The organism is Paenibacillus sp. FSL H7-0756, from assembly GCF_038006765.1.
In the GTDB taxonomy this organism is placed as follows: Bacteria; Bacillota; Bacilli; order Paenibacillales; family Paenibacillaceae; genus Paenibacillus_AQ.
Map to the genome: position 1 here is coordinate 1,685,313 of NZ_JBBOVT010000003.1, position 20,865 is coordinate 1,706,177.

A 20,865-nucleotide genomic window follows, 5' to 3' on the forward strand; every position below is an offset into this window, starting at 1 on the left:
GCGGCCGCTGCTTCACAACCTGCCTGTGGGAATACGGTCAATCGTCCGGATGTCCATTGCTCATCCAGCTATCCACGCGCAGGTTTCCGACATAGTCTTCACGCGCGGAGATTGCTGCGAGCTTCTGCTCTGCTTCATCACGGGTGGCGAAACCGCCGATGACAGCGGCGAAATCACCAGAGGCTGTCTTCAGGAAGGTAACATCGTCATCCAGATAGATCTCTTCCAGGATAGCCAGTGATTCTCCCGGAGGCATTCCTTCGCTGCGTACATAGTAGACTTCCTTAGATGCAGCGGCCTTGCCCTCTGCTGTCAGCTTCAGCTCAAGCGTACCCGGATTGCTGTACTCGGTAAGGGTATGGCGGGTGCCTTCCTTCAGTTCAACCACGAACCGCATGGCGGAATCATCCAGGATGATATTTCTGTACACATCACTGACCAGCGGTGAGGCCAGTATATCCTGCTCCAGCGCATCGTAAACGAAGCTGCGGACACCGTTAAAGGTAAAGATCAGACGGTTCGGAGCCTGCCTCTGGTCGACTGCATAGGAAGGCACACTTGCGGCTGAGCTTTCAGCTCTTTCACTCCTTTTTTGGCTTCTTGAAGCATTTGATTGACCATTAGACCGTCAAGGGGTGAAAATAGTTTCAACATCCTGCAAAAAGAATAAACCTGCGGGCAAAGAGCCGCAGGCTGTAGAAGCTTCTCGCTGAAACGGTACCGTCCTTTAAAAGGACGGCAAAGCCGTTTCCATTTGTCCCGAAGGATTACCTTGTCTCCAGATAGGCGATGCCCAGCGCCCCGGTGACCGGATTGCGGTAGGTCTCACACTCCACATCGAAGACCTCGCGGATTAATTCCTTCGTTAGAATATCCTCAGGGACTCCGCTGGCCGCGACCCGGCCTTCCTTCATAACATACAGATAGTCGCAGTATTCAGCGGCCAGGGTGAGATCATGGAGGGCGGCGAGAATGCCGATATCCAGCTTTCGGACGATATTCAGAATCTGCAGCTGGTATTTGATATCCAGATGGTTGGTCGGTTCGTCCAGAATCATGAATTCCGGCTGCTGGGCCAGCACACGCGCCAGAATGACCCGCTGCTTCTCGCCGCCGGATAAGGAATTATAGCTGCGGCCAGTATGCCCCTCCAGATTGACCTTGCGGAGTGCGGCCGAGACAATGTCAGCGTCCTGCTGGCTGTCGGTTTCCAGCATGCCTTTGTGGGGCGTCCGGCCCATTGCCACCATCTCACGAACGGTGAAGTCGAAGCTCAGCTCGTTGAACTGGCCGACTACGCCCAGCTTCCGGGCAACAAGCTTCGGGCTGGCCTTGATCACATTAAGCTCAGAGAGGAAGACATCGCCCTGGCGCGGTTTAATGACTTTATAGATGCTCTTGAGCAGTGTCGATTTGCCGCAGCCGTTCGGGCCGATCAGACCGACGAATTGCTTATTTTGCACCCTCAGCGAGACCTCCTGCACAATCTTCGCCTCACCGAAAGAGACGCTTAGCCGTTCAACATTCAGATTCATCAGCTTTTCCCTCCGAAGGCATAGCCTTTTCTAATCAGCATGTACATGAACATCGGCGCGCCAATCAGGGCGGTAATGATCCCGATCGGCAGCTCCACATTCGGTACGATGGTCCGGGCAATGACGTCCGTCCAGATCAGGAAGATCGCCCCGAACAGAATCGACGCCGGCAGCAGTCTGCGGTGGTCCGAGCCCACCAGTCCCCGCACCAGATGGGGGATAATCAGTCCCACGAAGCCGATCATCCCGCAGCTTGCTACCATAACGCCGGTAATCAGCGCTGTGAGAATCATGTAGACTCTGCGGTAGGCACCCAGATGAATGCCCAGCGTAACCGCCGCCTCATCTCCTAGCAGCATGGCATTCAGCACACGGAACTGCGAGAGGAACAGGATAACGGCGAGCAGGACGGTGATTGAGATCAGCGGCAGCTTGTCCCAGCTTGCGGCGGCCAGGCTGCCCATTGTCCAGAAGGTCACGGTCTTGATGCCTTCGGCATTGTTCGCGAAATAGACAATGAAGTTGGCGAAGGCGGTACATAGAGCGTTAATGACCATCCCGGCCAGCACCAGCTTGACGGAGGTCATTTTGCCGCCCGCACTGGCGAGTGTGAGGACCAGCAGAGAAGCGCCAACCGCCCCTGCAAAAGCCCAAAAGGCGACACCCGACTGCCCGAGCAGCCCCATCGAGCCGAAGCCGATCAGGATGGCGAAGGTTGCACCCAGCGAAGCGCCGGAGGAAATACCGAGTATGTATGGATCAGCCAGGGGGTTCTGTACCGCTGCCTGCATGATTGTTCCGCACAGCGTAAGTCCGGCGCCGATGAACATCGCCATCAGGACACGCGGGAAGCGGATTTTCCAGATAATATCGACGAACGAACCGGAGGTCAGGTCCTGCATATCTCCAATCTGAATCCCTGTGATGTGGTGAAGCAGAATCCGGTAGGATTGCGAGACAGGAATGTCCACCTGCCCGAAAGAGACCGCCGCCCCGGCAGACAGCAGGGTAATAATGAACAGGATGCCTATAACAGCCATGAAGCCGTAACGAGAATGGATGAGCGATTGCTTAGGCTGTGAAGGTACGGCTAGATCAGTATGCATTTGCATGTCTGTAATAAAGCTCCTTTATTGAAAGAGAATAAGAACATATAAGTGTTGGGACCCCGGCAAAGTATGCAGGAGAGTCATGAGGAGCATAGGATGTATGCCCGCGGCCAAATGTAATCGAAAAACCGATCACAATTGGACCGAGGGCACCACGTAGGCCAAATGTAATCGAAAAACCGATCACAATTGGACCGGGGGCACCACGTAGGCCAAATGTAATCGAAAAACCGATCACAATTGGACCGGGGGCACCACGTAGGCCAAATGTAATCGAAAAACCGATCACAATTGGACCGGGGGCGCCGCGTAGGCCGGATGTAATCGAAAAACCGATCACAATTGGACCGAGGGCACCACGTAGGTCGGATGTAATCGAAAAACCGATCACAATTGGACCGGGGGCACCACGTAGGCCGGATGTAATCGAAAAACCGATCACAATTGGACCGGGGGCACCGCGTAGGCCGGATGTAATCGAAAAACCGATCATAATTGGACCGAGGGCACCGCGTAGGCCGGATGTAATCGAAAAACCGATCATAATTGGATCGGGGGCACCGCGTAGGCCGGATGTAATCGAAAAACCGATTACATCCGGCCAGATACAAGGCAGCGCGACTACGCAGCGGTAGGGTCTTTTTTAATATACGGTACATTGAGAATGATTGTCAATGATAATAATTCTCATTGACATGTGGCTAAACTTTCTATATTCTACGGAGGTATTCCTTGCAAGGCCATAGGCTTAATGCCATTTCCGCAGGGGAACTAACGTACATACAGAAATGGGGACAAAGAGAATGAAGAAAATATTCAAAAGATATGTACCGCTGCTGGCGGTTCTGGTGATGGCGGTTATGCTGGCGGCTTGTTCTTCCAACGCAGGTAATGAGAAGGAAGCGGCGGCAACGGCTGCACCTGCATCGGCCAGTCCGGCACCGGCGGAGACTGCACCGGCGGCAGCCAAGACGGTATATCCGCTAACCACCCAGAACCACACGAATAACGGGGAAGGCACCGAATGGACGGCTAAATCGCAGACCTTCGATAAGGCTCCTGAGAAGGTAGTAGCGAATACGCAAGGTGCGGCGGAGCTGCTGATTAAGCTGGGGCTTACCGACAAAATGGTCGGAGTAGCGGCTCTCTACGGTGCAGGCGATCCAGCGGTTCAAGAGGAATTCAAGAAGATTCCTGTCATCTCCCAGGACTATGCCAGCAAAGAGCTGGTTGTAGGCGCAAGTCCAGATCTGGTGATGGGGCGCGGCGGCCTGTTCGCAGATGCGGATTGGGGAGTCGGGACGGTAGGCGGACTCAATGAGCTGGGCATCAAGACCTTCGTGCAGAGCACCAGTCTGCAAGGGGCAACGCTAGACAGCCTGTACAAGGATATTGAACAGTTAGGCCAGATCTTCGATGTGCAGGAGAAGGCCACGGCATACATTGCAGAGCTGAAGGAGCGTGCAGCGAAGCTGAAGGAGGGAGCGGCAGCTACTGGTGCCAAGACCTTCGCTTATGTATCTGATGCAGGCAACGGGGCTATCGCTGTCTATAGCGGGAACGTGGATACTTTTGCGGGAGATGTGCTGGGACTGCTTGGACTGACCAACAGCTATGCCGATGTGACCGGTGAGATCAGCAAGGAGCAATTGATCGCGACCAACCCGGATGTCCTGCTGATCTCGGTGTACACAGGCGGTATTGATGCCGACCAGTCGATAAAAGCGTTCTATGCCGATCCGTCACTACAGAGTCTGAAGGCGATCCAGAACAAAGCGATCTATAAGATTGACTTCAACCAGTTCTGGGGCTACAGCTATTCCATCTTTGACGGGGCGGAGAAGCTTGCGTCTGAGCTGGCTGCTGCGAAGTAAGCCGAAGCTAGAAGCTAATAGTAGTCTGATAAAAAAGCAGCCTGAACTGTCACTCTAACGGGTGACGTCCAGGCTGCTTTTGGCATTCTCATAGATATTCATTACGACTTGCTGGATCGGGAGTTCCTTGACGGAAATATCCGAGAAGGCATGCTTGCGGGAGATGCCTTCAATGAACTCGCTGATTGAAATCCGGGCGGTGTCTACCTCAAGCGTAATCTGGAGGTCGGAGGGGCGTTCCATTACCTTGGTCCAGTCATTGTCGAAAAGGGTGTCCCGCACAGACTCGTTAAAGGTAAAGCTTACGCGCTTCTTCTCTCCGAGGAACAGCTTCAGCCGCTGCAGCGAGTCATCAAACACCTTCTCGCCGTGATTAATGACAATCACCCGGTGGGCTAACTCCTCCACATCCTCCAGATCATGGGTGGTGAGAATGCAGGTCATGTTCTGCTGCTTGTTCATCTGGCGGATGAATTCGCGGATTTTGAGCTTAGCGATTACATCCAGCCCGATGGTCGGCTCATCCAGGAACAGGATGTCCGGCTGGTGCAGCATCGCCATCACGAACTCGCATTTCATGCGTTCGCCTAGCGACAGTACGCGGGTGGGCTTCTCCATCACTCCGGAGATATCCAGCAGCGTTGCCAGCTCTTCCAGCCGGTTGCTGAAATCCGTGGCTGAGATGCCATAGATCGCTTTGTTCATCTTGAAGCTGTCGATGGGCGGAATATCCCAGATGAGCTGGGATTTCTGGCCGAAGACCGCTCCGATGGTGCGGACATAATGCTTCCGGTCCCGGGCCGGGGAATAACCGAGTACGTCGATCTCCCCGCTGGTCGGGTAGAGCGCGCCGCAGAGCATTTTGATCGCAGTGGATTTGCCTGCCCCGTTCGGACCCAGCATCCCGCAGATTTCACCCCGCTCAATGGCGAAGCTAATATCGTTCACAGCCTGAACAGAGACCGCTTCACGCCGGAAAAAGCTCGCGAAGGTCTGCCCCATGCCTGCGCCCCGCTTATAGGTGGTATAGGACTTCGTTAAATGCTTGACATCGATCACCGGCATCAGCCGCCAACCCCCTCATATAATCTGATCATGTGCCGGTATACCCAAATGCCTGCCCAGAGAAAGACAAAGCAAGGCAGAATCGCGATAAAATCACCGGCCTGTACCCGGCCGAGCAATGCGGAGGCCGGGAGGTAGCCAACCATCCCCACGGGAATGATCAGCGTAGCTGCCGCCTGCACCGCCTTCGGGAAGATCGGCAGCGGATATTTGCCGACATGCAGCACACTGTCCGCCAGCTCGGAAATTCGTGAATTGCCGACCCATTTGAAGGACATCGCCGCCATCATCAGCGATAATCCGGCGAGTACAGCCGTCCCGGCCAGGAACATTCCAGTGAATTGCAGCCAGGCAAGGGCGGAGATAGCGCCGATATGCATAGCGGAGAAGATGAATAAGGCAGCCCCGCCAAGGAATAATCCGACACTCTCTACAGAGAAGGTAGTTGCAACAATGTAGAACAGCGGATTCAGCGGCTTGAGCAGAATGACCTCGAAGCTTCCCTCACGTACATGCGACATCGTTGTCCATAGCAATCCTCCGAAGACCAGACTGGAGAGACCGCTGGACATGGTGAATATAGATTGAATCAACAGTACTTCGTATAAGCTCCAGCCGGGAAAGCTGGTGCCCGCCCGGTAGATTAACAGCGTCACCAGCGGAAACAGAATGTTGCCTATGAGTGTAATCAGACTGCTGACGATGAAGTTCATCCGGTAGGCCGAAGCGGTCTGGATAGCAGAGTACATACACTGCTTGTATACATCTACATATTTTTTCATAACAGGAACGTTCCTTTCCTTCCGTGTATTCATGCGCCGACCGCCGTGAACTGCTTCATTGCCCGGCGGCGGACCCACTCATTACAGCCGAACATTACCAGTACAGCAGCGGCCTGCATGCCTACAGCTTCGGGAAGGGATAGCTCAAGACCGCCAAGTGAATAATGCCCGGTGAACACCATGGCAGGCATATAAGCAATGTACTGGAAAGGCAGGAACAGCTGGGTGACCTGTAGCCAGTGCGGGAAGAAATCAAGCGGAATCAGCGCCCCCGAGAAAATACCCGATACCAGCAGGAAGGCGCTGCGAATCCCGCCGGATTGCACCAGCCAGAAGGAGGTCAGGCCTATTGTATAATTGACATAGAAGTTCATAAGAAAGGCAAGCAGCACAGATACCAGTGTCCATGGGAGGCTCGCCGGCCGCATATCGATCCCGAAAATATAGATAAAGATCAGCAGGCAGGGCAGGAACTCAAATAAGAAGCCGAGCATCCGGTGCCCCAGCTTCTGGAACAAGGCGAAGGAACGGTGATGCACCGGGCGCAGATGGAAGGTGAGGAATTTGCCGGTGCGCACCAGCATCGACAGATTCCAGTCGGCAAAATCCATAATCAGATACCCGATCAGCGCCGTTGCCCCGAAATAGCGGATCATTTGCTGGAGATCAAGCCCGCCGAGTGTAGTTTGCCCGCCATAGACGGCGGTCCAAATGAAATATTGCACCATGAAATAGACCGGTCCGACAATAACAGAGACCAAGGAATGGGTGCGGTAAGCACTCCATTCCTTGTAAGTAACCTCTGCAACGGCCCGGCAGATGAGCCAGTTATGCTTGAGACGGTTCATTACATCAGTCCTGACCAGATCACATTGGTTACATTGAACAGGGCTTCCGCATACCAGTTATCATCCGTGAAGGGCACGAACCACACGGCCGTGAGCTGCTCCACCGGATCGATGACCATACAGCAGGCGCCGGCTCCTTCATGAAAATAACTGCCCTCGGAATACAGAAATGCGGGGCCTTTGCGCATATCCAGGCCAATGCCATAGCTCCGGTCTTTGACATTGTTACCCCAGCAGTAATCAGGTTTGCCATAGAGTGTGCGGGTGGTGAGCTTCTCTACGGCTTTACGGCCGATAATCCGCGTATCCCCCAAGGTACCCATGCCCAGGAGCATATTGGCGAAGCGGGTGAGGTCCGCAGTAGTAGAGACCAGTCCCCCGCCTGTGCTGGATACGTTCTTCCACAGCTTCTCTGCTGGAGGTTCTTCCTGCTGTACGCCATGGATCAGGTCATGGAGCTGCTTTTCTTTATGTTCATTTCTTATGATGAAGCGCTCCGCTAATTCGGGAGTCGGCTCCCACATCGTATCCTTCATGCCGAGCGGCTGCAGGATCTGCTCCTCTATGTACTGTTCAGCGGAAATACCTGTGACCTTTTTAATGATCTCACCAAGAATACAGAAGCCGAAGGAGCAGTATTGCCATTCCTCACCGGCCGGTTTGTCGATCCCGCAGCTCAGTGCAGCTGTGATCCAGTCCAGCTCGCCGTCCTCCGGATTGTACTTGTCGAAATATTCGCCAATCAGCTGCCAGTAAGACTTGTGATAAGGAATCATGCTGCCCGCACAGTCAGGGAACAGGCCGGAGGTATGGGTCAGCAGGCTGTAGATGTCGATTTTATTGAACGGCTCCACATTAAACGGTTCCAGAAAAGCGCCAACGGGAAGGTCAAACCGCAGAATACCATCTTCTACGAGCTTGGCTATCGCCACAGAGGTAACCGCCTTGGTGATGGATGCGATGCGATGAACGGTTGTCGGCAGCAGCGGGTCCGTCCGGTCCTTGCGGTAGGAGAGGGGGCCGATGGCACCGTTCATGAACGTCTTGCCGTACCGGGAGACGCTGTAAGCGGCGGCCTGGATTTTGTTCTCGTCGATCAATTTTTGAAAGAGGGCATGGAGTACCCCGATTCTTGATGCGTCATAGTGAACCTCTGCCGGTGAGCAGTCGGTAATGCCGGGAGTGTGCAGCATAAGTAGATGATTCCTCCTTAAAGTTAGTAGATAAATGAAAGCACCCTCACTTTTAGTATATATTCCATATAGTGGATAGTTCAATGGGGAGTTTATTTTATAGTCAATTTATCCGGTCAAAAGCAGGGGAGTAGAGGCGCCGCAGAGAAATACACACATATACATATTCACAGAATGGAAGGACAAGGAATGAAGTTATGACAACAAAGCCGTTAACCAAAAGTATTACGTTCATGCAAGCGCTGGCCCTGGTGGTCGGGATGATTATCGGATCGGGGATTTTTTTGAAGCCAGGAATTGTATTGAATCATGCGGGCAGCCCGTGGCTGAGTATTCTGGCCTGGGGTGTTGGAGGGATCATTACCCTGGCTTCGGCGCTGAGCGTGGCGGAGATTGCGGCCGCCATTCCGAAGTCGGGAGGTCTATATACTTATTTAAGTGAATTGTACGGCGGAGTGTTCGGGTATCTGCTCGGCTGGGTGCAGGCGGTCATCTCCTATCCGGCTTCTGTGGCGGCGCTGGCGATTGCTTTTGCTACCTATTCCGGTTACTTCCTGCCGCTGAACGCATGGCAGCAGAAGCTGCTTGCGGTGGGCATTCTGGCCTTCATTCTGCTGATGAATGTCATCGCGACGAAGTTCGGCGGGATCATTCAGACGGTGGCTACGGTCGGTAAGCTGATTCCGGTAGCGGGCATTGTGGGTGTCGGGCTGTTCTCGGATCTGGCTCCCGGCTTCGGAGGCATTAGTACAGCAGTTGTGGGTGCGGGCTTCGGGGCAGCGGTGCTAGGCACACTCTGGGCGTATGACGGCTGGATCAGCGTGACCAATATGGCGGGAGAGATCAAGGACCCGGCCAGAACGCTGCCCAAAGTCATTTCGATCGGTGTTATTTTTGTCATCGCCGTATATGTGCTGTTCAATATAGCGGTGTTCCAGGCGCTGCCCTATGACCAGATTGTGTCATCACAGACTCCGGGAGCCGATGCGGCAGAGGCCCTGTTCGGTAGCGGCGGCGGAGCGTTTATTACGGCAGGCATTATCGTCTCTGTGCTGGGGGCGCTAAACGGTTATCTCATGACCGCAGCGCGGGTGCCGCAGGCGATGGGGGAGCGGGGACAGCTTCCGTTCTCCAGGGTGCTGAGCAGCATTCATCCGAAGTTTCAGACACCGGCGAATGCGCTTGTTTTTCAGAGTGTGCTGGCGGTAGTCTACATCTTCTCGGGAACCTTCAATACGCTGACGGATCTGCTCGTGTTCGTGCTCTGGATCTTCTTCACCATGGGCGTGTTCGGCGTGTTCCTCCTGCGCAGGAAGCTGCAGCCCGTACAAGGCCGCTACCGCGTGCCGCTCTACCCGTTCACCCCGATTCTTGGCGTAGCAGGGGGGCTCTATATTCTAGCCAGTACAATTATCAGTGACCCGCTGCGCTCGCTTATAGGAATTGGCATCACGCTTGCCGGACTCCCGGTGTATATGGTGATGATGCGGAAGAATCGCGTGTAAACAGCAGTTCATAGCTGAGTGTGAGAAAGTTTTAATAAAACAGTTGACAAGCGCCCGTTCAAAAAAGTATACTATGAAAGTACTTTTGAGCGGACGCAGTCAGCTTAGAGATTATCGTCTAGAGAATCATACATAGACACCATACGGACTCTTAGCTCAGTTGGTAGAGCAGTAGACTCTTAATCTATTTGTCCAGGGTTCGAGCCCCTGAGAGTCCATCCCTTAAGAAACGGCAGAAATGCCGTTTTTTTGCTGTTTTGAGAGGTGTGTGCGGTAAACCGAATACATTGGGACCGGGGATGGCGCGTGGGCCGAATGTAATCGAAAAACCGATTACATTGTGGCGTGTGTAGGCGCGTGGCGCTACTGTAATCGAAAAACCGATTACATTGTGGCGTGTGTAGGTGCGTGGCGCTAATGTATTCGAAAAACCGATTACATTAGGTCGTGTGGAGGCGCGTGGTGCTAATGTAATCGAAAAACCGATTACATTATGGCGTGTGTAGGCGCGTGGCGCTAATGTAATCGAAAAACCGATTACATTGTGGCGTGTGAAGGCGTGTGACGCTAATGTAATCGAAAAACCGATTACATTGGGTCGTGTGTAGGTGCGTGGCGCTAATGTAATCGAAAAACCGATTACATTGTGGCGTGTGTAGGCACGTGGGCCGAATGTACTCGAAAAAGCGGATACATTATGCATCCGCAAATTCCGCAAGTAGGCTTACCCCTACATATGCTCGGCAAGCTGCACCTCGAACCCGTCCGGGTCCAGGATATAGAAGAAGCGCAGGCTGGGATTCGGCGCGATGGGGCCGCGGGCGACCGGAATTCCTTCCTTACTAAGTTCCGCCATAGCTTCGTCCAGCGATCTAACCTCGAAGCCTACAGACACTCCGCATTCCGGCTTCACCGGCGGGTCACTGCCCTCAATGAGCTCAAGCTTCGGCTGTCCCTCTATCCCCAGCATGACGATCTGTTTCCCTCTGCTTTCGAATCTGCGCTCCAGCGGAAGCCCTAGAATTCTGTGATAGAAATCAAGGGAAGCCTCCAGATTGCGTACCCTGAGTGTAATCCAATTCATCGTGAGCTCCATCATGATCCATCCTTTACTGTACAATTCAATTGTTGCTAATATTAGCTATCCGCATATTTTAGCACATTAGATCAGGAGGTTATAGTGATGAACAAGCCTCTATGCAGTTCATACTGGAACCGGAAACCCCGGATATGATAAGCTCATGGAATCAGGGCAGTCCTGAACTAAGGAGGGGAAAGATATGAGCAGCTTAATAGCAGGTGAGGTCTATTCCGGGTTTCAAGTGATACGCAAGGAGTACATACGGGAAATCGAATCCTCCGTATACACGCTGGAGCATCAGCAGAGCGGCGCACGGCTGCTCTATGTACAGAATCAGGATGACAATAAGGTGTTCAGTGTTACGTTCCGGACTCCGCCTGCGGACAGCACGGGAGTGTTTCACATTCTGGAGCATTCGGTTCTGTGCGGCTCGGACAAATTCCCGGTGAAGGAGCCGTTCGTGGAGCTGCTGAAGGGCTCGATGAAGACGTTCCTGAACGCTTTTACCTTTGGCGACAAAACGATGTATCCGGTAGCCAGCCAGAATGACCAGGATTTTGCCAATCTGATGGAGGTCTATCTGGACAGCGTCTTTCAACCGAATATTTACAGTCAGCCGGAGATCTTCGAGCAGGAGGGCTGGCATTATGAGCTGCCGCATTCCGGGGATGAGCTCATCTACAAGGGCGTTGTTTACAATGAGATGAAGGGCTCATATTCCTCGCCGGTGACGGTGCTGATTGACCGGATCAAAAAATCGCTCTACCCGGGTACGATATACCGTCACTCCTCCGGCGGTGATCCGCAGAATATCCCTTCCTTGACCTATGAACAGTTTCTGGAGGCGCACCGGAATTATTATCATCCGTCGAACAGTTACTTCTATCTGTATGGGGATCTGAATATCGAAGAACGGCTGCAGTTTATCCACGAGGAATATCTCAGCCGCTATACCCGCAAGGCTATGGATACTTCGATTGCTCTACAGGCACCGGTCGGCATTACCCAGCTTACGGCGGAGTACCCCATTCTGGAGACGGAAACGGCTGCGGACAAGACATACTTGAGCTTGAATTATGTAATAGGAACCTCTATGGACCGGGAGCTGAATCTGGCTTTTGCCATTCTGAAAAGCATGCTGATGGACAGCAACGCCGCCCCGCTGAAGCAAGCGCTGCTGGAGAGCGGCCTGGGCAAGGATGTGGTTGCCTTTTATTCAGATAGTATGGTTCAGCCTATGCTGGGTATTGCCTTGACGCATTCTAACCCTGAGGCTAAGGAAGAATTCGTGAATCTGGTCAGAGCGACGCTGAGCCGCCTTGCAGCAGACGGACTGGATGAGAAGCTGGTGCTGGCTGCGGTGAACAGCAAGGAATTTGAACTGAGGGAAGCCGATTTCAGTCAATATCCGAAGGGTCTAACCTATAATATGGAAGTCATGAAGGCTTGGCTGTATGATGGCTTGCCGTCCACGTATCTGGAGTACGAAGCGGCACTTACGGCGATCCGCGAACAAAGTTCGGGCCGCTATTTCGAGCGGCTGATTGAGACCTACCTGCTGAACAGTAACCACTGCAGTGTTGTTGTCCTCCAGCCCTCTCAGACTCTGGCGGGGGAAAAGGATGCGGCGGTCCGCAGCCGTCTGGCGTCATACAAAGCCTCTTTGGCCCCAGCCCAGCTGGATGATCTGGTGCTTAGCACGCAGAAGCTGCTGGCCCGGCAGAACACTCCTGACCCCGCTGAGGAGCTGGAGAAGCTGCCGAAGCTGACCTTGCAGGATATTAACCCTATCGCTCCGGCGGGGGTACCCACAATGGAGTATGTGCTGGATGGGGTTAAGGTGCTGCATCATGAAGTCGCTGCCGGTGCAATCGCCTATATCAAGCTGTACTGGGACACCAGCGTGCTTGCCGCGCAGCAGATTCCTTATCTGGAGCTGCTGGCGAGAGTGCTTGGACAGCTGGAGACGGAAGCCTACAGTATTGAGGAGCTGACCAGTGAGATTGGGATTTCGACCGGGGGCATCCGTTTTCAGAATGAGGTGTTCGGAGCCGGGAAGTCTGCGGAAGGAAGCTATCAGGCCAAATTCAGCGCGCGGATCAAGGTCATGCAGGGCAACATCGGCGGTTCCCTGAGGCTGCTGCACGAGCTGCTCTACGGCAGCAATCTGGATAATCTGTCCAAGCTGCAGGAGATTGTCCGCCGCGAAGCCTCCGGGATGGAGGCGATGCTGACCCAGAAAGGCAATGAGATTGCAGCCAGCCGGGTGCTGTCCTATTTCTCGGACCGGGGGATGTACGAGGAGCAGCTTGGCGGAGTGGCCTATTACCGCTTCATCAAGGAGCTTGCCCGCACCATTGACCAGCAGGCGGAGGGGCTTGCGGATACCTTGAAGGAAATTTGCGGGGTGTTGTTCAATACGCATAATCTGACGCTCTCCATCACCGGTACGGCGGATTCGTATGCGGAATTCGCCGCACATGTGCAGGAGCTGGACCTGAGCAGCCGGGTGGTAGAGTCCCAGCCGCTCTTGTCTGCACAGGACCAGGCGGTCAACGAAGGCTTCATGTCCGCAAGCCAGGTGCAATATGTAGTCAAAGGCTATGACTACAAGAAGCTGGGATTCGCCTATTCCGGCAAGCTTCAGGTGCTTAAGAAGATTCTCAGCCTAACCTACCTGTGGAATACGGTCCGGGTCAAAGGCGGTGCGTATGGCGGCAATCTGCTCCTGCGCCGTGACGGAGTGATTCTGTTCACTTCCTACCGCGATCCGAACCTGCTGGAGACGCTGGAGGTCTATGACCGGGCCTCTCAGTTTGCCGGAGAATATACGGCAGATGAAGCGGAGATGGAGAGGGCAATTATCGGGACTCTGGCTATGCTTGACCAACCGCTTAGTCCCGGCGCGCAAGGCCGTCAGGCAGACCGGCATTATTTCGAACAGATCACTGCGGAAGACCTTCAGCAGGAACGTAATGAAATCCTGTCGGCCAAAGCTGCGGATATCAGGAGCTATGCCAGTCTGCTTGAGGCGGTAACACAGCAGAATTACTTCTGTGTAGTCGGAGGCGAATCCAAGCTGAAATCGGCCTCCGGTGCCTTTGGCAGCCTGGAGGAACTGGTGAAATAAGCGGGAGCGGCTGCGATCAGCCAGCTAACACATGACGGGGTGCCTTAAGAGCTGTTTACACAGCCGGGGCGCCCTGTTTGCTGCGGGTTAAAGTTTTCTTTGAATATTTAACTATTTAGTTTTAGAATATAAAGATTACTGACTTCTAGGAGGAACAAGACGTGGAACTTGGAATAAGCACCTTTGTCGAGACAACGCCTGATGTGAATACCGGAGTGACTCTAAGCCATGCGGAGCGGCTGCGCGAAGCGGTGGAGGAGATCGTGCTTGCGGATCAGGTGGGACTGGATGTATACGGCGTGGGTGAGCATCACCGGCCTGATTTTGCAGCTTCATCGCCTGCTGTGCTGATGGCGGCGGCTGTACCGCTGACGACCCGAATCCGTCTGACCAGTGCGGTCATGATTCTGTCCTCAGCCGATCCGGTGCGGGTATTTCAGGATTTCGCAACACTGGACGGGATATCGGGCGGCCGTGCCGAGATTATGGTGGGCCGGGGCTCGTTCACCGAGTCGTTTCCTCTATTCGGCTATGATCTGAAGGACTACGAAGAGCTGTTTGACGAGAAGCTGGACCTGCTGCTCAAGCTGCGGGAGCCCGGCAAGGTGAGCTGGAGCGGCAAGCACCGTCCGGCTATTACGAATCTGGAGATCTATCCGCGTCCGGAGCAGCATCCGCTGCCCGTATGGATTGCGAGTGCGGGAACTCCGGAGTCTGCGGTCCGTGCGGGTACCCTGGGTCTGCCCTTTGCCCTGGCAATTATCGGCAATGTGAACCCTTCCGATTATGCCATGCATGTACGGCTTTATAAGGAGGCAGCAGCCAAGGCGGGTCATGATGTATCCAAGCTTCCAATTGCCTCACACTCTCATGGTTATGTTGCGGAGACGGACGAGCTTGCGGTAGAGGGTTTCTTCCCGTCCACACATGCACGTACGAATGTCCGGGCGGTGGAGAAAGGGCTCCCGCCGTATCACCGTGCGGATTACGATGCCGCCCGCAGCTTTGACGGTGCTCTATATGTAGGCGATCCGGACACAGTTGCCCGCAAAATCATCCACCTCTATGAGCATGTAGGGATTAGCCGCTTCCTGCTGCATGTCCCGCACGGCTCCATGCCGCATGCCCAGGTGATGCAGGCCATCCGTCTCTTCGGGACAGAGGTAGCGCCTAGGGTGCGGGAGGGCATTAAGCGGCTTAAGTGAGCATCTCTCCTGCGGAACTTTTATTCGGAATATACAGAAGAGGACCCTGCGGCACTAGGCCTGGGGTCCTCTTCTGTATATGAAGCTATGAGCTTAAATGAGCATGGATCTGATCAAGTAATCGAAGCCTTATATATGGCCTGGATCGATGCAGCGAGAGTGCTATTGAATTCGTCCTCGGATTGCTGATCGCTGAGCCCCTGGGATAAGGCGCGGGAGAAGCTGGCAATCACTCCATGCTGGCGGGCCAGCTTCTCGTTGGCTTCAGCCTGGGTATACCCTCCTGAGAGGGCTACGATCCGAACTACATGGGGATCTGCGGCGAGCCCGCTGTATAAATTATCCTCTGTCGGGATCGACAGCTTGAGCATGACCTTCATGCCATCTGGCAGCTCAGACAAGCGTGCGGCCAGTTCCCGTTTCAGCAATTGCTCTGATTCCTGCTTGTCGTTACTGAGGATATCTACTTCAGGTTCAATAATCGGAACGAGTCCGAAGGCGGCGATCTGCCGGGCCAGCCCGAACTGCTGCTCCACTACCTGCCGGATACCCTCCGGGTTCGCCTCATGGATCACGGAGCGCATTTTGGTGCCGAAGATATGCTTGCTGACTGCCCGCTTCAACAGATCATCGAGGGCGGGAATAGGCTTCATAAGCTGGACTCCGTGCTCAGGAGCGGCCAGTCCCTGGTCTATTTTGAGAAAAGGCACGACGCCCTTCTGCTCCCACAGGTAATCGGCGGTATATTGCCCGTCTATGAGGCGGTCCATCGTGTTCTCGAACAGAATTGCACCGAGAATATGCTCGCCTGTAAAGGCGGGACTCTGAATAATGCGTGTTCTCATGCTGTGAACCATGGTGTACATCTCTTCGTCCCCTGAATAACGGTCTTCCTTAATACCGTATTGCAGCAGCGCTTTGGGGGTGCTTCCTCCGCTCTGGTCCAGAGCAGCTATAAAGCCTTGGCCAGTGTGAATCCGGTCCAATTGTTCGGTATTCATGGTTAGTGTCATTCCCTTCTGCAAGATGAGATGGTTTCTGTACCCTGTCTAGTATAGCACTTGCGCATAAGGACATACATCCGGGTCCGGCAGAGCTTTCCATTTGCGCCTGAGAGATATGGTATGTTACCTTGTTCAATAGGATGGTATGATAGAAAGTGGGGTGAATTTAACTATGACAAACGAAACAACCAATGAGACTACGAATGAGCCGGTCAACGGGGAAGCGGAAGCTGCCGGGAAAGAAATGACCGAAGAGAATTGGAATGAGCTGCTCAAGGCTGTTTTTCATAACGGCATTGTAGCTCTCAAAATGAGCTTCAGCGATGTGGAAGGACAGGTGCTGAACCTGGACAACTACGGCCCGGTATTTGTATTCCGTGTGAAGGATAAAGATAACGCTGATTATTACTGCGGTTTCTTCCTTCGTGAGCTGGCTGGCCGCTTCCAGACCGGCAACAGTCCGGAGATCTGGATGGCATCCTTCTTCCACGAGATGATGAAGACCAAGGGAGGCAACTCCATGCCTAAGCCGCTTGCCAGTGAAGAGGAAGCCAAAGCTGCTGTCGACAATGTGCTGGTTCCGATGTGTATCGCCGCTGTAACGGAGGAGTTCGCACCGGAGCAGGTGCATGCCGGACTGGCCTGGAACGAGGAGCATGGACCGGTCTTTGAAGCAGGCTTCCCTGCAATCACGGACGGAAATAACGTCTGCGCTATCCCGCTCCATCTGCTACTGACGCATCTGCAGCTTAACCGTGATCCTTCGGAGCTGCTCGTGCAAGGGATGTATAAGATCCGCGAGGAGCACGGACTCGAGTAGTACGGCAATCACTCTTTGCAAAAACAGGAACCGCCTCCGTTGGAGAGCGGTTTTTTGCTGTGTTTGGGGGTGACAAGGAGTACTTTCCAAAAGGACAGCCCCTCCTTTCCGCCAGGTTCGCTGAATTGTCAAATTTCTGGTTCTTCCGGGAAGCAAAAGCGATATATATGGGATGTAGCAGAAGAAGGCGCTGCCATATTCATGTCCGAAACCGGTTGGGTAAGGTTTCAACTGCGCGAACGTACGCGTGCATTGAAATAAGCAGGGCAACTTCGAAACGCAAAAAAGGAGGACGAAGATGTTTAGAAGAGGTAAAGTCTTAAGCTTGTTCATGCTGTTCACGTTATTAATCGCACTGGTCCCAGCGGGAAGCGCAAGCGCAGCAACCTGGAATCTGGCCTGGAGCGACGAGTTCGACGGATCTTCCCTGAACACTGCCAACTGGACAGCCGAGATTGGCACAGGCACCGGGGGCTGGGGCAACAATGAATTGCAATACTATACCAACCGTTCACAGAATCTGAAGGTAACCGGCGGCAATCTGGTCATTACTGCGCAGAAAGAATCCTATGAAGGCATGAACTATACCTCGGCGCGGATTAAGACGCAGGGGCTTAAGAATTTCACATACGGCAAAATCGAAGCCAGAATCAAGCTGCCGTCCGGGCAAGGCTTATGGCCTGCGTTCTGGATGCTCGGCTCCAATATTAATACGGCCTATTGGCCGGCCTGCGGTGAGATCGATATTATGGAGCGGGTAAATAATAACGCAGCCGTTAACGGCACGGTGCACTGGGATGCAGGAGGCCATGCCGAATTCGGCAGGGTGTCCGGTAATCTGGACTTCTCTCAATATCATGTGTACAGCGTGGAATGGGATTCCAAGTACATCAGATGGTTCGTGGACGGCAACCAGTTCAATGAATTCTATATTGAGAATGGAACCGGCAATACAGAGGAATTCCAGAAACCGTTCTTCCTGCTGCTGAATCTTGCGGTAGGCGGCAACTGGCCTGGCGCTCCGAATGGAGCAACCAGCTTCCCGGCGCAGATGCTGGTGGATTATGTGCGGGTGTATCAGGCGGGCGCTCCTTCGAGCGGTATTGTCAGCGGCGGAGTCTACACCTTGATGAACAAAGCCAGCGGTAAGGTGCTGGATGTGACGGATGTCTCTACAGCAGACGGAGCCAAAATGCATCAGTGGACTAATTACACCGCCGCCAATCAGCAATTCAGAGTGGAGAGCACGGGAGACGGCTTTTACAAGCTTACAGCGATGCATAGCGGCAAACTGCTCGATGTGCCGAACGCTTCCACGGCAAGCGGAGTCCAGCTCCAGCAGGCGAATGACAACGGCAGTAACGCCCAGCGGTGGAGCATCGTCGATGTGGGCGGCGGATATTACAAGCTGATCTCCAAAGCCAGCGGGCTGGCCATGGATGTCTCGAACTCCTCTACAGCAGACGGAGCGGCCGTGCAGCAATGGACGGACAACGGAACCGACGCCCAGAAGTGGCAGCTTACCAAAATTAATTAGGGAGTGGAAGTTCCAAAGTCCAGATAAATAAGCAAGAAGCCCCGCAAGCCTGTCGGCTGGGCGGGGCTTCTTGCTGTAGTCTATTTCTTTGAGAACAGCTCGATGCTCTGCGTCTCCATAATTGGATTCCAAATGCGCCAGACCGATTGGGTAAGCGGCTGCGGGTAATTTGCAGCTTGACTGCCAAAAGATAAACTCATCTCGACAATTCCCGTACCATCTCTAGAAACCGTGGTTCCGCCGAAGTTGATTAGTGGTGTTTCCCGATTGGTTCTATCATGCACCCGGCCGTTCGCATCGGTGAATTTGTCGTCCAGTCCTACGCCGATGGACTCTGCCTGTACCGCCCCTTGTGAATCGGTATAATAAGACAGGCCGCTCACCTCACGCCGGAGCAGAATCTCTGCCGCCGTTGCATTATGTTCTTTTGTGGAGGTGACTATTTCCCAATCGTTTGTCGGTGCTTCGATCACTTGCTGCTTGTTCGGATCGACCACAAATTTCATACGGTCCGGCTCCAGCGCCGAGATACCGGCAATTTTCAGTGTGGTAGAGTCCGGCTGGTTAAGCCCGGTATACCTGAACACCAGCGTTGCCTGCGAGTTGTCTTTGTACACCTCGGAATTATCGGCCGTGATTCTGCCCGGATATACCAATTTCTCGGTTTGACTCCCGGTTGTTGCGGTCAGAACAGGATTCAGCAGGCTGAAAATCTGTTTGGTATTCGCCTTGTCATACTCCAGATCGACATAAGTATGGAACGGAGTATACTGTACTTGGTGCACTATAATCTGTTGACCGTCCACTGTAAGCGTGCGGTTCACAGGCAGCGTGCGCACCTGGTCTTTGAAATCGTCTGGATCAAGCTGAAACGATACCTCCAGGCTGGTCCGATACTTGTTGCTGCTGGAAGTGAGCGCCTGTTCGGACGTTCCGGTGAGAATTAGAGTGAACTTCAGATCCTTGGAATCAGTGATGGAAGCAGGATAGTTCGTAGAGTAAATAAAACCCTTGGTTTGGCCGGGTTGAATTCTGGAGTCGCCGCCGTACGCTATTTCCAGGGCTGCGCCCCGATGCGGATCTGGAACCTCATAATCACCGAATTGAATTTTCGTATGTGCAGGAGTAACTTCTTGATCCGTACCGTTGTGCACATTGAATAGGATATACACTTTACGGCCATCCGTGACGGCGCCATCCACATCCATACGGTATCCTTTGTTTGTTGCGCTTTGACGGACCGGTTTGACCAGATTTCGTTCCAGGATGTCGCCAAAGAGCCGGTTCGTTAACGGGTGTGTGCGATAGTCCGCAAAATCATTCCAGCTTGTGTTGCTGGACGTCTGCACTGAACCGCCGAGGACGGAACCGTCTGTACCTCCGGCCGGCAAGCCTATGGATGAGACAATCACAAAAATGGCTGCGGCCGCGGCTAATACGGCGCCGGCCCCATAGGAATAGAAACGCCGTTTGCTGCGTTTTTTCCCTTGCGCCATTCCACTGCGCATGGCCTTATAAATTTTCATTTCCTGAATCGTCTGGGCATCAAGATTGACCTCCTGGGCATCCTGTTTCAGAACGCGCTCTTCTTTTTCCAACATTTCTGCCACCTCCCACATACTCACATATATTTCCGCAACTGCATGAGCCCTTGACGCATCCAGGTCTTGATCGTGCCTTCCGGCTTATTCAGGACCTTGGCAATTTCGGCGTTCGTCATATCCTGGTAATACTTGAGCATCACGGCATGCCGGTATTTCGGCTTCATCCGCTTCATCGCCCGCTCCAGATCGAGACGATCGCTGCTCCTCATCTCCTGGGCTTCTTCCTCTTCAAGCTTCTCCGTCAGCACGACGCGTTTTTTACGCCTTAGCTCATCCATGCAGCAGTTGATGGTAATCCGGAGCAGCCAAGGTGTGAAGGCCTGCTCGTTCTTAAGCTGTTTGCGCTTCATCCAGGCCCGGCACGAGGCTTCCTGCACCGCTTCCAGGGCATCTGCTTCTGAGCGCAGATAGCTGTACGCGAGCGCATACAGTTTACGGTGCTCACTTGCAAGCCGCTCATAGAACACCTCTTCATCCATCAGCGCCAGCTCTGCTGTATTGGCTTTTTTCATTGTCTTCCCCCCATTCACCATCCCCTCTTCCTTGTTATGTTGGTCTATGGAAGAAGTCGTC

Annotated in this window: 17 protein-coding genes and 1 tRNA gene; 7 read left to right on the forward strand and 11 right to left on the reverse strand. The window is 53.6% G+C overall.

Annotation, left to right across the window (positions count from 1 at the left end):
- Positions 1-37: 37 nt before the first annotated feature.
- The 3 genes from NST04_RS33125 to NST04_RS33135 form a co-directional block, all read right to left on the reverse strand.
- Entirely contained in the window at positions 38-556 is a 519-nt protein-coding gene (locus NST04_RS33125) for a hypothetical protein (RefSeq protein WP_341187991.1), read from the reverse strand.
- A 211-nt stretch (positions 557-767) separates the two neighbouring features.
- Positions 768-1,535, reverse strand: coding sequence for an ABC transporter ATP-binding protein (locus NST04_RS33130; protein WP_339255152.1), 768 nt, complete (start codon positions 1,533-1,535; stop codon positions 768-770).
- Complete coding sequence (locus tag NST04_RS33135; RefSeq protein WP_341188132.1) at positions 1,535-2,641, reverse strand: FecCD family ABC transporter permease; 1,107 nt, start codon at positions 2,639-2,641, stop codon at positions 1,535-1,537. Before NST04_RS33135 ends, NST04_RS33130 begins: the two co-directional genes overlap by 1 nt.
- 806 nt (positions 2,642-3,447) lie before the next feature.
- Here NST04_RS33135 and NST04_RS33140 point away from each other — a divergent pair.
- A complete protein-coding gene (locus NST04_RS33140) occupies positions 3,448-4,518 on the forward strand; it encodes an ABC transporter substrate-binding protein (protein ID WP_341187992.1) in 1,071 nt (356 codons plus the stop codon).
- Positions 4,519-4,572: 54 nt separating this feature from the next.
- On the opposite strand, the gene NST04_RS33145 is transcribed toward NST04_RS33140, so the two are convergent.
- From NST04_RS33145 to NST04_RS33160, 4 genes are read right to left on the reverse strand one after another with little or no spacing between them, the layout of a single operon-like run.
- Positions 4,573-5,583: an ABC transporter ATP-binding protein gene (locus NST04_RS33145; protein WP_341187993.1), complete on the reverse strand. Its 1,011-nt coding sequence runs from the start codon at positions 5,581-5,583 to the stop codon at positions 4,573-4,575.
- Entirely contained in the window at positions 5,583-6,365 is a 783-nt protein-coding gene (locus NST04_RS33150) for an ABC transporter permease (protein ID WP_341187994.1), read from the reverse strand. The genes NST04_RS33145 and NST04_RS33150 overlap by 1 nt, the downstream gene beginning before the upstream one ends.
- 29 nt (positions 6,366-6,394) lie before the next feature.
- Positions 6,395-7,213 (reverse strand): ABC transporter permease, encoded by an 819-nt coding sequence (locus NST04_RS33155; protein WP_341187995.1) that lies wholly within the window; start codon positions 7,211-7,213, stop codon positions 6,395-6,397.
- Positions 7,213-8,406, reverse strand: coding sequence for a serine hydrolase domain-containing protein (locus NST04_RS33160; protein ID WP_341187996.1), 1,194 nt, complete (start codon positions 8,404-8,406; stop codon positions 7,213-7,215). Before NST04_RS33160 ends, NST04_RS33155 begins: the two co-directional genes overlap by 1 nt.
- A gap of 197 nt (positions 8,407-8,603) precedes the next feature.
- On the opposite strand from NST04_RS33160, the gene NST04_RS33165 reads away from it, so the two are divergent.
- Positions 8,604-9,911: an APC family permease gene (locus tag NST04_RS33165; protein ID WP_341187997.1), complete on the forward strand. Its 1,308-nt coding sequence runs from the start codon at positions 8,604-8,606 to the stop codon at positions 9,909-9,911.
- A 145-nt stretch (positions 9,912-10,056) separates the two neighbouring features.
- Positions 10,057-10,129, forward strand: a tRNA-Lys gene (locus tag NST04_RS33170).
- 512 nt (positions 10,130-10,641) lie between these two features.
- Here the strand turns inward: NST04_RS33170 and NST04_RS33175 are convergent.
- Positions 10,642-11,010 (reverse strand): VOC family protein, encoded by a 369-nt coding sequence (locus tag NST04_RS33175; RefSeq protein ID WP_341187998.1) that lies wholly within the window; start codon positions 11,008-11,010, stop codon positions 10,642-10,644.
- Between the two features lie 181 nt (positions 11,011-11,191).
- Between NST04_RS33175 and NST04_RS33180 the strand changes: the two genes are divergently transcribed.
- Both NST04_RS33180 and NST04_RS33185 read left to right on the forward strand, forming a co-directional pair.
- Complete coding sequence (locus NST04_RS33180; protein WP_341187999.1) at positions 11,192-14,122, forward strand: insulinase family protein; 2,931 nt, start codon at positions 11,192-11,194, stop codon at positions 14,120-14,122.
- A gap of 161 nt (positions 14,123-14,283) precedes the next feature.
- Positions 14,284-15,327, forward strand: a complete 1,044-nt coding sequence (locus tag NST04_RS33185) for an Atu2307/SP_0267 family LLM class monooxygenase (RefSeq protein ID WP_341188000.1) — start codon at positions 14,284-14,286, stop codon at positions 15,325-15,327.
- A gap of 113 nt (positions 15,328-15,440) precedes the next feature.
- Here the strand turns inward: NST04_RS33185 and NST04_RS33190 are convergent, their stop codons facing one another.
- A complete protein-coding gene (locus NST04_RS33190) occupies positions 15,441-16,328 on the reverse strand; it encodes a fructose bisphosphate aldolase (protein WP_341188001.1) in 888 nt (295 codons plus the stop codon).
- 175 nt (positions 16,329-16,503) lie between these two features.
- On the opposite strand from NST04_RS33190, the gene NST04_RS33195 reads away from it, so the two are divergent.
- On the forward strand, positions 16,504-17,151 hold the full coding sequence (locus NST04_RS33195; RefSeq protein ID WP_341188002.1) for a hypothetical protein: 648 nt from the start codon (positions 16,504-16,506) through the stop codon (positions 17,149-17,151).
- 298 nt (positions 17,152-17,449) lie between these two features.
- Complete coding sequence (locus tag NST04_RS33200; RefSeq protein WP_341188003.1) at positions 17,450-18,688, forward strand: RICIN domain-containing protein; 1,239 nt, start codon at positions 17,450-17,452, stop codon at positions 18,686-18,688.
- Positions 18,689-18,768: 80 nt separating this feature from the next.
- Here the strand turns inward: NST04_RS33200 and NST04_RS33205 are convergent, their stop codons facing one another.
- Positions 18,769-20,289, reverse strand: a complete 1,521-nt coding sequence (locus NST04_RS33205) for a DUF4179 domain-containing protein (protein WP_341188004.1) — start codon at positions 20,287-20,289, stop codon at positions 18,769-18,771.
- Positions 20,290-20,309: 20 nt separating this feature from the next.
- Positions 20,310-20,804: a sigma-70 family RNA polymerase sigma factor gene (locus tag NST04_RS33210; RefSeq protein WP_341188005.1), complete on the reverse strand. Its 495-nt coding sequence runs from the start codon at positions 20,802-20,804 to the stop codon at positions 20,310-20,312.
- Positions 20,805-20,865 lie beyond the last annotated feature (61 nt).